General features: G+C 69.2%; 10 protein-coding genes. 6 read left to right on the top strand and 4 right to left on the bottom strand.

The features are described from left to right. Positions 1-4: 4 nt before the first annotated feature. The 4 genes from PQI66_RS04575 to PQI66_RS04560 are packed head-to-tail and all read right to left on the bottom strand — an operon-like array spanning position 5 to position 5,349. Positions 5-1,909 (bottom strand): ABC transporter ATP-binding protein, encoded by a 1,905-nt coding sequence (locus PQI66_RS04575; protein ID WP_339996375.1) that lies wholly within the window; start codon positions 1,907-1,909, stop codon positions 5-7. A 17-nt stretch (positions 1,910-1,926) separates the two neighbouring features. Beyond that, positions 1,927-3,141 carry a MalY/PatB family protein gene (locus PQI66_RS04570; protein ID WP_339996374.1) on the bottom strand — a complete coding sequence of 405 codons (1,215 nt, stop codon included), beginning with the start codon at positions 3,139-3,141 and terminating at the stop codon, positions 1,927-1,929. A gap of 10 nt (positions 3,142-3,151) precedes the next feature. Further along, positions 3,152-4,633 carry a carboxylesterase family protein gene (locus PQI66_RS04565; RefSeq protein WP_339996372.1) on the bottom strand — a complete coding sequence of 494 codons (1,482 nt, stop codon included), beginning with the start codon at positions 4,631-4,633 and terminating at the stop codon, positions 3,152-3,154. Then, complete coding sequence (locus PQI66_RS04560; protein ID WP_339996371.1) at positions 4,633-5,349, bottom strand: TetR/AcrR family transcriptional regulator; 717 nt, start codon at positions 5,347-5,349, stop codon at positions 4,633-4,635. Before PQI66_RS04560 ends, PQI66_RS04565 begins: the two co-directional genes overlap by 1 nt. A 92-nt stretch (positions 5,350-5,441) precedes the next feature. On the opposite strand from PQI66_RS04560, the gene PQI66_RS04555 reads away from it, so the two are divergent. The 6 genes from PQI66_RS04555 to hrcA all read left to right on the top strand — a co-directional run bounded on the left by PQI66_RS04555 (position 5,442) and on the right by hrcA (position 13,149). After that, positions 5,442-7,565, top strand: coding sequence for a M3 family metallopeptidase (locus tag PQI66_RS04555; RefSeq protein WP_339996369.1), 2,124 nt, complete (start codon positions 5,442-5,444; stop codon positions 7,563-7,565). Positions 7,566-7,626: 61 nt separating this feature from the next. After that, positions 7,627-7,857: a hypothetical protein gene (locus PQI66_RS04550; RefSeq protein WP_339996368.1), complete on the top strand. Its 231-nt coding sequence runs from the start codon at positions 7,627-7,629 to the stop codon at positions 7,855-7,857. Positions 7,858-8,072: 215 nt separating this feature from the next. Next, positions 8,073-9,899, top strand: coding sequence for an AMP-dependent synthetase/ligase (locus PQI66_RS04545; RefSeq protein ID WP_339996367.1), 1,827 nt, complete (start codon positions 8,073-8,075; stop codon positions 9,897-9,899). 155 nt (positions 9,900-10,054) lie between these two features. Further along, complete coding sequence (locus tag PQI66_RS04540) at positions 10,055-10,720, top strand: hypothetical protein (RefSeq protein WP_339996365.1); 666 nt, start codon at positions 10,055-10,057, stop codon at positions 10,718-10,720. 57 nt (positions 10,721-10,777) lie between these two features. Further along, the gene (hemW, locus tag PQI66_RS04535; protein WP_339996363.1) at positions 10,778-12,007 is read left to right on the top strand and encodes a radical SAM family heme chaperone HemW; all 1,230 of its coding nucleotides are present in this window, start codon (positions 10,778-10,780) and stop codon (positions 12,005-12,007) included. Between the two features lie 107 nt (positions 12,008-12,114). After that, on the top strand, positions 12,115-13,149 hold the full coding sequence (gene hrcA, locus PQI66_RS04530; protein ID WP_339996361.1) for a heat-inducible transcriptional repressor HrcA: 1,035 nt from the start codon (positions 12,115-12,117) through the stop codon (positions 13,147-13,149). Positions 13,150-13,206: the final 57 nt, after the last annotated feature.

The following is a 13,206-nucleotide window of genomic DNA, read 5'->3' as shown; positions in this document are numbered from 1 at the left end:
GCCGCTATGTCTCCGAGCCGGGTTCGCCCTCGGCATCCTCGTCATCTCCGGCGTCCCCGTCGCCGTGGAAGCCGAAGCGGCGTAACCTCGCACGGTCTTCGGCCGAGGAACTGGCGGTAAGCCGCAGCAGTTCACCGTAGATGCCGCCACTGGTCGCCAGGTCCGCCGGGGACCCGATCTCGTCCACGCGACCGGAGTCCAGGGTCACGATGGTGTCGACCGTCGCGATCGTGGACAGACGGTGGGCGATGACCAGGGTCGTCCGCCCGACCATCAGTTCCTCCAGACCGGCCTGGACCGCGCGTTCAGCGCGGGTGTCGAGCGCGGACGTCGCCTCGTCGAGCACCAGGATCGGCGCGTCCTTCAGCATGGCGCGTGCCACGGCGATGCGCTGCTTCTGCCCGCCGGACAACCGCAGACCACGCTCACCGATCAGGGTGTCGTAACCGTCGGTGAAGTTCCGGATGAAGACGTCGGCGTTGGCGCGTTCAGCGACCCGGAGGATCTCCTCGTCGGTGGCGTCCGGACGGCCGTAGGCGATGTTCTCCCGGATGGTCCCGGAGAACAACGCGGCGTCCTGGAACACCACGCCCACCATGCCGCGCAGCTGGGCGGCGGAGAGCTCCCGGATGTCGTGACCGCAGACCTTCAGCGTGCCACCGGTGGGGCGGTACAACCCGAGCAGCAGGTTGACCAGGGTGGATTTCCCGCCGCCGGATTCGCCGACCAGGGCGACCTTCTCGTTGTCGCCTGCGGTGAAGCTGACCTGGTGGATCACCGGGTCAGCGGGATCGTAGCCGAAGGTCACGTCGTCGAACTCGAACACCGGGGTCCTGCCGGGCCGACCCCCCTCGACGACCGGGGTCGGCGGGGACGGGACGGCGTCGAGCACGTCCTGCTCGTCGACGACGGACGGGCCGTACTCCCGGGACGCAGCGAGCAGCACCGGGGACGTCGTCGGTTCCTCGAGTTCGTCCATGGCCTCGAAGTACTCCCGGGAGCCGGCGGCCGCCCGCTGTGCGGAGTCGACCATCCAGCTCATCATCGTCGCCGGCTGCTTGGCCATCGCGACCAGCTGCACCAGCAGGACGAGCTCGCCGATGGTGAAGGACCCGTTGAGGGTACGGAGGAAGAGAACCAGGTAGATCGCGAAGAAGACGAGATTCATGCCGGCCATCCGGAAGATGTCCATCATGTGCCACCACCGTGACTGGCGCCTGGTCACGTCCACGGTCTCGGCGAAGTGCGACTGGAACAGCCTGAGCTCACGGAGCTCGGAGACGAAGGACTTCACGACCTTCACCTGGCCGACAACCTCGGCGAACCGGCCCTGGGCGGTGTCGATGTGCTCGTTCTTGGTCTTCTCCCACCGCATCCAGCGTCTACTGGTCAGCGCGGTGAGCCACAGGTACATCGGGAAGATGACCACCAGCAGCAGCGCCAGCGGCCAGTAGTACCAGGCGGAGATCCCCAGCACCACGACCACGGTGAGGATCATCGAGAAGAAGTTGTTGGCGAACGCCTGCAGGAACTGGGTCAGCCCCATGATCGAGCGGTCCAGCCGGGAGATGACCGTGCCGGTGATCTGCCGGTCGAAGTAGCCCTGGGGCAGCGACAACAGCTTGGCGAAGTACCGGTTGGACAGGATCTGCCGCATCCGCATGCCCATCACGTCGCCGAACCAGCCGCCGACGTTGTGGATCACGGTGTGGGCCAGTTCCGCGGCCAACAGGCCCAGTGCGACGGCGACGACGGTGCGCGTGGCGGTCTCCACCGGCGTGGACCCGTTCACCGTGTCGACGATCGTGTCGGTGGCGTGGCTGATCAGGAACGGCGACGCCAGGGAGAGCAGGACCGTCGCGAGGGCGGCGACGATGACCATCGTGTAGTACGGCCACAGCTCCTTCATGGAGCTGACGATGCGGGTCAGACTTCGCACGCGTGCCCGCCCCGCAGGTCGGCCCCGGCGATACGGTCCAGGGCGTCGTCCAGGATCTCCCGGGAGGTACCGAAGTTCAGACGCACGTGGCCGGCCCCGGTGGGGCCGAAGTCCGTCCCTTCATTCAGTCCGACGCGGGCGAGGGCGCGCAACCGTGCCGCAGGCGCGGTGACGGCCCCGTCGGCACCACGTAGCCGGTCGACCCCGGACACGTCCAGCCAGGCCAGGAAGGTCGCCTCCTCCTTCGGCAGTCTGATCCCGGGGAGGACCTCGGGCAGGCGGTCCGCGAGGTACCTCCAGTTGTCGGCGAGGTAGTCGACCTCCTCGGTCAGCCAGTCGAGACCGTCGGTGTAGGCGGCCGTGGCGGCGGCGAGGCCGATGGTGGAGGCCTCCCCGGTCACCAGGTTCGACAACCGGCCGATCTCGCGGGCGTCCTCCCGGTTGGTGCTGATGATCTGGGCGCATTTCAGCCCCGCGGTGTTCCACCCCTTCGAGGTCGCGGTCACGGTGACCGTGACGTCCGCGGCGGCGTCCGACACCGTGGCGGTGGGGACGTGGTTGCCCGAGTACACCAGCGGGGCGTGGATCTCGTCGGAGATGACCCGCACATTGTGCGCCGCGGCGAGGTCGGTGACGTCCCTCAGCTCAGCGGCGGTGAAGGCCCGTCCCAGCGGGTTGAACGGGTTGCACAGGATCATGCTGCCCACCCCGTTCGGGTTGTCGGTCGAGGTGAACGCGCGCTCCAGGGCGTCGAGGTCGAACACGGCCCCGCCGTCGGTGCCGCGGCCCATCGGCACGTAGGTCGCCGGACGCCGGGTCGCGGCGGGCACCTTCTGGAACGGCGGGTAGGCGGGCAGCGGGATCACGATGGACGATCCCGGGGCGGTGAGGTTGTCGACGGCCACGACGATGCCCTTGACCACGTCAGGGACGACGGTCACCGTCGCCGGGTCGACCGTCCAGCCGTGGCGCTGTCGGGAGAAGGACGCCAACGCCTCAGCAAGCTGACGCGACCCCGCCCCCAGTTCCGGGTAGCCGAAGTACTCGCGGTCGACGGCGTCACGGACGGCGGCGGCCACCGGCGGGCAGGTGTCGAAGTCGGTCTCCGCCACCCACAGCGGCAGGACGTCGGGCTCGTAGGCCGTCCACTTCATGGTGCGGCGGGCACGCAGGGTGTCAAGGTCGGGAAAGGTGAGAGCCATGCGCACAACTCTAACCCCCGTCCACCACCCGTGGTCCGGCAGGCGTGCCGCCGGTACCGGGGTAGAGCGGACCGGCCAGGGTACGGACGTCCCGCCACGGATCGTCGACCTGGCGTGGTCGCGCCGGAGCGGTGGACGCACCAGACAGGTCGAAGACCCGCGCGCGGCGTTGCGGGACGGTGTACCGGTCCCAGTCAGGCTCACGGCCGTGGACGAACCCGACGACCGCGTCACGGAACTGTGTGCCGGGGCCGCCGGGCGTGTCGAACAGCAGTGGCAGCTCGCCGCAGTGCTGTGCCGGCCGGGCGTCGTCGCGGAACTCGTACGCCCACACCGGTGCCCCGGAGTCCGCCAGGGACTCGGCGAAGGCGGACGCCCAGCGGCGGATCATCCGGTCGCCGACGGTGCGGCCCAGGGGACGTACCGGTGTCGTCGTGGACACCGAGCGGCACCATGCGGGCACGGACCGCACCGGCACACCGAGCACCAGCATCGCCGGGGCAACGGCCCACGCCTCGGCGACCCGGGGCAGTCCCAGACGCTCCGCCGCACGGCCCAGGGTTCGGCGCAGCACCGCATCCACCTGCCGGACACCGGGGAACCGTACGAACTCGTCGTGCATCGTCCCGGTGATCACCGGGACCGGACGCATCCCCGACGGGGTGAACGGGTGGACCCCCACGGCACAGTCGGTCACGTGGAACCGGGCGAAACGCCGGTAGGCGTCGGTCAGCTCCCCGGCCGTCAACGACGCCATCGACTCCGCCGTAGGACGGCGGCCCCACCGCCGCAGCGCCAGCGCCGTGGTGAGCCGACGCTGCGACCAGCCACGGCGGGGCGCGCCGGGTGACATCATGACGGCACGGTGAAAGAGACCGGACGCCCGCTCGTCGGCGAGCAGCCAGGCGACGAGCGCACCGCCGGCCGACTGGCCCGCGAGAGTGACCCGGTCCACGTCCCCGCCGACGTCACCGATGCAGTCCCGGACCCACCGCAGGGAGGCGACGAGGTCCCCGACGCCCCGGAAGTCTCCGTCTGCGCCGTCGCCCACCGGGAGAAACCCCTCGAAGCGTTTCCGGTAGTTCACCGCGACGACCACGCAGCCTTCCGCGGCGAGCGCGGTGGCGTCGTACCGCGGGTCGTCGGCATGACCGGTCTCGAACCGTCCGCCGTGGACCCACACCATCACCGGGTACGGCCCACCGGTGGACTCCGCCGGGCAGGTCACCGTCGCGGTGTGGGTGGCCCCCAACCCGCGGCGTTCCTCCGTGTCCGGACAGTCCAGCGTGCCGGGCCAGGACGGCGCGGGACGTGGGGCGGCGAATGCCGCGGACCCGTCGGCGTGGGGAGCGGAGACCGGCACGGCCCGGAACACCGCCACGGCCGGGCCGGAGCCGTGGCGACGCCAGGAACCGCTGACGACCCCGGAGGGGGTGTGCAGCAGGGGAGCTCCGGTCCCGGGGCCGACGCCCGACGTCGGACTCGACGACATCAGGACGGGTGCCGTGTGGCTTCCTGCATGATGATCCCGATCACGCCCATCGCGTGCAGGTCGAGCTGTTCGCGCAGGTCGGATGTCGGGTTCATCTCGTGGTCGACGAACAGCCCCTCCACACCGGAGACCATGTAGGTCACGATCGCGGTACGTCGGGACTCGGGGACGTAGCCGAAGTGCGTGGCGCCGATGTCGGAGAGCCTCTGGATGACGTCGGCGCGCATCTTCAGGTACATTCGTCGCGGCCCCGGGTCGTCCGAGCGTTTCTGCAGTGCCAGGGGCAGACACAACCGGATGAACTCCGGGTGGTTCTCCAGCGCGTTGAGGAGCTGCTCGGCGATCTGGGGCAGGTGCAGGAGGACGTCCTCGTCCTCCGGGATGTTCCAGGCGTCATTCCACGCGTCGAAGCTCTTGCCGATGACCTGGGACATCAGGTCGTCCTTGTCCTGGAAGTGCCAGTAGAGGGAGCTTGCCGGCAGGCCGCATTCCCGGCAGATCTCGGCGATGCTCGTCCCGTCGTACCCGCGTTCGGTGGCGATGCTGGTCGCGGCGTCGAGGATCCGCTGTCGGGAACGCTCGCCGTCGGCCCGCCGGTTCCGGGCCCGACGCTTCGGGGTGGGGGCGTCAGGCACGTCGGGGACGTCGGGGGTGTCATCGGACGTACGGGTGTCACGGGGAGCAGGGGTCGCGCTGAATTCTACCGGGGCTGACATGGTCAATATCCTACTGAAAATAACTACCGGCGACGTATCCGACCCCGGTCCGGCACCGCTGCCGCGGGAACCACGGCGTTAAGCTGGCGGGCATGACCGGTCACAACACTCAGTTCAACGCCCTGCTCGCGCCGTCGGAACTCGACCACGAACTCCCGGATTTCGCCGCCGTCTCCGTCGCCGACCTCGTCCCCACCTTCCGGACGGGCGTCGTCGACCAGCAGGCCGAGATCGCGGCGATCGTCGCCAACCCGGACGACCCCACCTGGGAGAACACGATGGACGCACTCGAGGCCAGCGGGCAGCTGCTCGACCGGGTCCTCGCCATCGTGTTCAACTACGCCGGGACCGACGCCACCGACGAGGTCATCGCCGTCGAGGAGACCGTCGCTCCGGAACTCGCGGAGCACATCAGCAGGATCAACCTGGACGCGGGCCTGTTCGCCCGGGTCAGTGCGCTTCCGCAACAGCCCGACGGCAGCGAGAACGCGGCGCTGCTGGCGTACTGGCTCCGCCGTTTCCGCCGGGGCGGGGCGGCCCTGGGGGAGGACGGGCGTGCGGAGCTCCGCGCCATCGACACCCGCCTGGCGGAGCTCTCGACCCGGTTCGGCCGCAACCTCGTCGACGCGACGGACGCCGCCGCCGTCCATGTCACCGACGAGGGCGACCTCGCCGGGTTGAGTGACGGCCACAGGACCCGTCTCGCCGAGGACGCCGCCGCGGCGGGGAAGGACGGGTGGCTCATCCGGCTCGGTCTTCCGAGCGTCCAGCCGGTCATCGAGGAACTGGACGACCCCGCCATGCGTGCCCGCGTCCACGAGGCATCCCTGCACCGCGGACACGGGGGCGGTGCCGTCGGCGACAACACGGAGGTCCTGCTGGAGATCGTCCGGCTGCGTGCCCGTCGAGCCGAACTGCTGGGCTACGCCAACCATGCGGAGTTCATTGCGGAGGAAGAGACCGCAGGATCGCTCGTCGAGGTCGACGACCTGCTGGGGAAACTGACCCCGGCCGCAGTCGCCAACGCCGCCGGCGAATACAAGAGGGCCGTCGACAGGGCCGGCGGGGACGAGGTGACCGGGTCGGACTGGCCGTACTGGGCGGCGAAGCTCCGGGCGGAGGAACTCGACGTCGACGAGGCGGAGGTGAAGAAGTACTTCCCGCTGGACCGCGTTCTGCGCGACGGTGCCTTCTTCGCCGCCCAGCGACTGTACGGGATCAGCGTCGTCCCCCGGGACGATCTCACCGGCTACCACCCGGACGTGCAGGTCTGGGAAGTCATCGAGTCCGGGGACGACCCGGTCCGGCCCGGGGAGTCCCTCGGCCTGCTGCTCACCGACATGTACGCCCGTCCGACCAAACGTGGCGGTGCGTGGATGAGCAGCTTCGTCGACCAGAACAACCTGCTCGGGCAATCACCGGTGGTCGTCAACGTGCTGAACATCGCGAAACCCGCCGAGGGCGAGCAGGCGCTGCTCACCCTCGACGAGGTGGCGACCGTCTTCCACGAGTTCGGCCACGCGCTGCACGGTCTGCTCTCCGACGTGCGCTACCCGAGCCTGTCCGGCACCAACGTGCCGCGGGACTTCGTCGAGTTCCCGAGCCAGATCAACGAGAACTGGGCCATGGAACCCGAGGTGCTGGCCAACTACGCCCGTCATGTGGACACCGGTGAGCCGTTGCCGGAAGAGATGGTCGCCTCGGTGAGGGAGCAGGCGGCGTGGGGCCAGGGGTTCGCCACCTCCGAGTACCTGGCCGCCTGCTGGCTGGACCTGGCGTGGCACCGGCTCAGTGCACGGGAGGCCGGGCAGGTGAGCGACGTCGCCGCCTTCGAGGCCGAGGCCCTGGAGACGGCCGGTTTCGGCGCCGGTGTGCTGCCTGCCCTGGCACCCCGGTATTCCTCCACCTACTTCAACCACATCTTCGCCGGAGGCTACTCCGCCGACTACTGGAGCTACCTGTGGGCGGAGGTGCTCGACGCCGACGGGTTCGACGGGTTCGTGGACACCGACGCCGCCCACGGCAGTGGCGGTGCCGGTGGTGCCCGTGGCATCGACCCGGACGACGTCCGCTTCGCCGGTGACCGCTTCCGCCGGATGATCCTGTCCCGTGGCGCGACCATCGACTACGACGACGCCTTCTGGATGTTCCGCGGTAAACAGCGCAGCGTGGAACCGCTGCTGCGACGCCGGGGGCTCGCCGGGGCGGTCGACTGAGACAGCACGGAGGCAGGTCACCGGGCCCGTGCACGACCGTGGGGGGGTAAACTCGGGCGTTGTGACTGACGGCATTGAACAATGGGTCCTCGACCTGCCCCTGTGGCTGCAGACCCCGTTGACCCTGGTCGTGTTCGTGGCCGTGGCGTCCGCCGTCGCGGTCGTGCTGATGAAGGTGGCATTCGGTGTGCTGCCCGCGACCGCGGACGAACGACGGGCGTTCGGGTCCCCGGGCAACCCGGCTGACCCGCCCGGTGCGGCGGCATCCCGTCCAGAAGGAGAGAACCGGTGAAACACCATTCCAGAGTCCGGCAGGCGCTGATCCTGCTGATCGTCCTGCTTGTCGTGGCGTGGTTGATCACCTACCTGCTCTGAGCCTGCGGCGGTCACGGAAATCCCGTTTTTGCTTATGTCGATACAGTAATCGGCTACGATCATGCACCGGAACACACCGGCCTTCCGGATGTGACCCGGATGACCCCTTGACAACACTGTGATTGGAGAGACATGCAGGAGTACTCCTCGGAGGCGCTGTACACCGTCGGCGAGAACGAGACCTGTCTGACCGTGCTCAGGGACAACACCCTGAAGCGTCCCCAGACGATCCTGTACAGCCGCCCGCGGAAGTTCGAGTGGGTCGACGTGCGTGCGGACGAGTTCCTCCGCGAGGTCTACAACGTCGCCAAAGGGCTGATCGCCAACAACGTGGAGCCCGGCGACCGTGTCGTACTGATGTCCGACACCCGCTACGAGTGGTCACTGCTGGATTTCGCGATCATGGCGGCCGGCGCGGTGTCCGTGCCCATCTACCCGTCGTCGTCCACGTCACAGTGTGAATGGATCGTCCAGGACTCCGGTGCGAAGATCGGCATCGCCGAGAAGTCCGGGCACGCGGTCCGTCTGCGGACGTTCGTCAAGGAGGGCGGGCACGTCGACGGCACCGCCCACCTCGACCGTGTGCTGTCCTTCAGCGAAGGTGCGGTCGACACCCTCATCGCCGAGGGCAGGGACATCTCCGACGACGCGGTCGAGGAGCGTATCGCCGACACCCGGTCGTCGGACCTGGCGTCGCTGGTGTACACCTCCGGTACCACGGGCCGCCCCAAGGGCTGCCGCCTGCTGCACTCCAACTGGTTGGGCGAGGCCCGCGCCATTCTCACCCACCCCATCGGCGGTATCGCCGTGGAGGGGCACCGCACCCTGACCTTCCTGCCGCTGGCCCACGTCCTCTCGCGTGCGGTGTCCCTCGCCGCGACGCTCGGCGGGGCCACCCAGTCCCACTGGGCCGACATGTCCACCCTCGTCCCGGAGTTCCAGCGGTCGCAGCCGCACCTCATCCTGGGGGTGCCCCGCGTCTTCGAGAAGGTGCACGCCGGGGTCAAGACCAAGGCCACCGAGGGGGGCGGTCTCGGGGCGAAGATCTTCCCGGTGGCGGAGAAGACCGCCGTGGAGTACTCCCGGGCGCTCGACACGGCCTCCGGCCCCTCCCTGGGCCTCAAGATCAGGCGTGCCGTGTTCGACAAGCTGGTCTACGGCAAGGTCAAGGCGGCAATGGGCGGGGAGCTGCAGTACTGCATCTCCGGGGGCTCCGCGCTGAACCCCGAGCTGATGCACTTCTTCCGCGGCATCGGCGTGCGTATCTACGAGGGCTACGGCATGACGGAGACCACGGCGGCGATCGCCGTGAACTTCGAGCCGGACAACATCATCGGCACCGTGGGTAAGCCGGTCGGCGGCAACACCATCCGGATCGCCGACGACGGCGAGATCCTGATGAAGGGCACCGTCGTCTTCGACGGCTACTGGGAGAACGAGGAGGCCACGAAGGACTCGTTCACCGAGGACGGCTTCGTCATCTCCGGTGACCTGGGTGAACTCCTGCCCACCGGGCACCTGAAGATCACCGGCCGCAAGAAGGAGATCATCGTCACCGCCGGCGGCAAGAACGTCTCGCCCGGCCCGCTCGAGGACATCCTGCGCTCCGCCCCGTTGATCTCCCAGGCCATGGTCGTGGGCGACAACGAGAAGTTCATCGGCACGCTGATCACCCTCGACGAGGACGCTCTCGTCGGCTGGCGGAAGCGCAACGGGGTCAGTGCCGACGCACCGGTCAAGGAGCTGGCCAAGAACCCGGTGCTGCGCGCCGAGATCCAGGACGCGGTCAACGAGGCGAACGACACCGTCTCGCACTCCGAGGGCATCAAGAAGTTCCGCATCTGCGCCCGGGACTTCACCGAGGAGGACGGTGAGGTCACGCCGTCGATGAAGGTCAAGCGCCACGCCGTCGCCGAGCACTTCGCCGACGACATCGCCTGGATCTACACCTCGAGGTAGGCCGTGACCAGGGGGTGACCGGCCCCGCCGAAATAGCCCACGCCACCCCGGCCCAGCCTCCCTGGGCCGGGGTTCGCCATGTCCTACACTGTCTCTCAGTCACGGCCCCCTGACGATCCGCCGACGACTTCTGACGCTGCTGAGAGGAGCCATCCGTGCACGACGCCGCCCGCCTGCGACTGCGCGAGCTCACCCAGGGTGTCTACGACATCGGCGACGAGGTCGCCGAACTCATCGAGAATCTCGCTGAATCCCTGGCGGACTGGGACCAGGAACTGGTGGATGACTGCCTCCTGGAACTGGCCGAGGCCGTCGCGCAGGGCCGCTCGGAAGTCCGGGCCGCACTGGCGGAACTCAACGGACTGCGCCAGGCCTTCGTCTCCGGTATCCGCTCCGGCTCCCTGTCGGCGGCCACGGTGGTCGACAACCATCCGGGCCGGACGCTGTCCTTCCTGCGCGACCACGCCGTCACACCCGTGGAGGCGACGCCGTCACCGATGGTGAGCACGGCGACGCTGCGGGTGAACCTGCGGCGGCGCAACGCCGAACTCACGGACATGCTCGCCGACCTGGCGGAGTGGACGGTGGAACAGACACGTCTGGCGGTCGAGGAGCAGAGCGTCCTGCTGCCACAGGCGCTGGCACGGGCGGAGAAGCACGCCCGTGAGGTGGTGGCGCGGTGGCGGGCCACGGTGGTCGGGGACCATCCCGCCCTGGTGGCCGAACTGCGTGGTGAAGCCCCGCCACGGTTCCTCGCCGAGCGGGCCCGGGTGGAGCAGGTGCTCTCGAAGATCCGGTCACGGCGCGTCGCCGCCGGCTGACGGATCCCGCCGAGGCCACGTTCGGTGGTGGTGGGCCGGACCGATAGCATGGCTGCAATGACCTCCATTCCCGACGACCGGTACGGCCTGTACATCCACGTGCCGTTCTGCAGCACCCGCTGCGGCTACTGCGACTTCAACACCTACACCCCCGGTGAGACGGGGTCGTCGTCGATGTCGACCTACCTGGGTTCGCTGGAGGCGGAACTGGACCTCGCGGCCGCGGACTGGGACCGTTCCGGACCGCCGTCCACGGTCTTCCTCGGGGGGGGCACGCCCTCACTCCTGGGGGCGGACGGCCTGACGCGGGTGCTGCGTGCGGTGAAGCGCAGCCTCGGGCTGGCTCCGGGCGCCGAGGTGACCACGGAGTCCAACCCGGAGTCGACGTCCCCGGCGTTCTTCGACAGCCTCCTGGAGGCGGGCTACACCCGGGTCTCGTTGGGGATGCAGTCCGCCGCGGGCCACGTCCTGAAGGTCCTGGACCGTACGCACACCCCGGGCCGTGCCACCGAAGCCGCCGGCGAGGCTCTTGCCGCCGGGTTCGAGCACGTGAACCTCGACCTGATCTACGGCACCCCCACGGAGACGGACGACGACCTGCGGCTCACCCTGGACCGGGTGCTGTCGACCGGTGTGGACCACGTCTCCGCCTATTCCCTGATCGTCGAGGACGGCACGGCGATGGCGCGCAAGGTGCGCAAGGGGCTGCTCCCGCAACCCGACGAGGACGTCTACGCCGACCGCTACGAGATGATCGACGCCGCACTGCGGTCGGCGGGCATGCAGTGGTACGAGGTGTCGAACTGGTCGCGTCCGGGTGGGGAGTGCCGGCACAACATGGTCTACTGGCGCTCCGGTGAGTGGTGGGGCGCGGGCCCCGGCGCCCACGGCTGCGTGCGACTGGTCGACGACCCGGTGAGCGGTCGGGGCGTGGACCCGGTCGCCGACGCGGTGGACCCGACCGGGCCGGACGCTAGCGGAGTCACCCGTCTGGTCAACGCGAAGCTGCCGCGTCGCTACGCCGAGGCGCTCGGTCAGGGCGCGAGCCCGGTGACCACGGTGGAACCGTTGGGTACCGGTGACCTGCACACCGAGCGGGTCATGCTGGGTCTGCGGCTGCGTGAGGGGCTGCCGGACGAGGTGCTGTCGTCGGCGCGTGGCGCGGTGGAGCATCATGTGGGGCTCGGCCTGCTGGAACAGGTGGCGGGCCGGACACGCCTGACGGACCGGGGACGCCTGTTGGCCGACGGCATCATCACCGACATCCTGTTGGCAGAGGAGAGCTGACGGGGGCTGACGCTGCGGCGGTGGTCGTGGGAGAATCGGGGAGGACACGTCGTGCGGTGGCATACTGGGCTGACGAGGACAGGACCGGAAGAAAGGACGGGCACCCGATGACTGGTAAGGCGATGACCGGTACGGAGCAGCGGCGTGCCGAGGTGCTGCGCGCCATCGTCGCCGACTTCATCTCCACCCACGAGCCGGTCGGGTCGAAGGCCCTGGTGGACCGGCACAGTCTCGGGGTGTCGTCGGCGACGGTCCGGAACGACATGGCGGTGCTGGAGTCCGAGGGCTACATCATCCAGCAGCACACCAGTTCCGGCCGGATCCCCACCGAGAAAGCCTACCGCAGCTTCGTCGACGGGATCGCGCAGATCAAGCCGCTGAGCCGTCCGGAGCGGCGTGCCATCCTGGGTTTCCTGGAGGACGGCGTCGACATGGAGGACGTGTTGCGCCGCAGTGTGCAGCTGCTCGCCCAGCTGACCCGTCAGGTGGCCGTGGTGCAGATCCCGGACCTGCGCCGCGGCCGGGTCAAACACTGTGAGATCGTGCAGCTGGCGGACTCCCGGCTGCTCCTCGTGCTGATCACCGACGCCGGCCAGGTGGAGCAGCGCAACGTGGACCTCAGCGAACCGTTGGCGTCCGAGGACCTCCCGAGGCTGCGGGAGCTGATCAACGAGACGTTGGTCGGACACACGCTGGACGACGCGTCCGCCGCGATCGCCGAGATGGCGGCCGGGGACGACGAACGGGTCTCACCGCAGCTGCGTGGGCCCGCGCTGACCTGTGCGACGGTGCTGGTGGAGACGATGCTGGAGCGCCCCACCGACCGGCTGATCCTGGCGGGGACCCCGAACCTGGTGCGTGCCGGGGAGCTGGAGAGCGTGCTGGAGGCGCTCGAGGAGCAGGTCGTGGTGCTGCGACTGCTCTCTGCGGCGCGGGACCGTGGGGTCAGCGTGACCATCGGCGAGGAGAACGGGACCGCTGAACTGCAGTCGGCCGCCGTGGTCTCCACCGGCTACGGGACCCGGGAGGGGGTCATGGGCGGCATGGGGGTGCTCGGGCCGACGTACCTGGACTACCCGGGCACCATCAGTTCGGTGCAGGCGGTGGGCCACTACGTCTCCCGCATTCTCGCCGGGGAGTAGGACGTACTACACTTGTCCGGGTGATTTCACGGGCTCGTCAGAGCCTGCGGACAGACC

The organism is Corynebacterium sp. USCH3 (assembly GCF_037619475.1).
GTDB lineage: Bacteria > Actinomycetota > Actinomycetes > Mycobacteriales > Mycobacteriaceae > Corynebacterium.
The sequence above is the reverse complement of the archived record's forward strand: the minus strand, read 5'-3'. Positions and strand labels throughout refer to the sequence as shown.

Coding starts and splice junctions, on each gene's coding strand:
- PQI66_RS04575 (WP_339996375.1), bottom strand. CDS start 1,909: ATGAAGGAGCTGTGGCCGTACTACACGATGGTCATCGTCGCCGCCCTC.
- PQI66_RS04570 (WP_339996374.1), bottom strand. CDS start 3,141: ATGGCTCTCACCTTTCCCGACCTTGACACCCTGCGTGCCCGCCGCACC.
- PQI66_RS04565 (WP_339996372.1), bottom strand. CDS start 4,633: ATGTCGTCGAGTCCGACGTCGGGCGTCGGCCCCGGGACCGGAGCTCCC.
- PQI66_RS04560 (WP_339996371.1), bottom strand. CDS start 5,349: ATGTCAGCCCCGGTAGAATTCAGCGCGACCCCTGCTCCCCGTGACACC.
- PQI66_RS04555 (WP_339996369.1), top strand. CDS start 5,442: ATGACCGGTCACAACACTCAGTTCAACGCCCTGCTCGCGCCGTCGGAA.
- PQI66_RS04545 (WP_339996367.1), top strand. CDS start 8,073: ATGCAGGAGTACTCCTCGGAGGCGCTGTACACCGTCGGCGAGAACGAG.
- hemW (WP_339996363.1), top strand. CDS start 10,778: ATGACCTCCATTCCCGACGACCGGTACGGCCTGTACATCCACGTGCCG.
- hrcA (WP_339996361.1), top strand. CDS start 12,115: ATGACTGGTAAGGCGATGACCGGTACGGAGCAGCGGCGTGCCGAGGTG.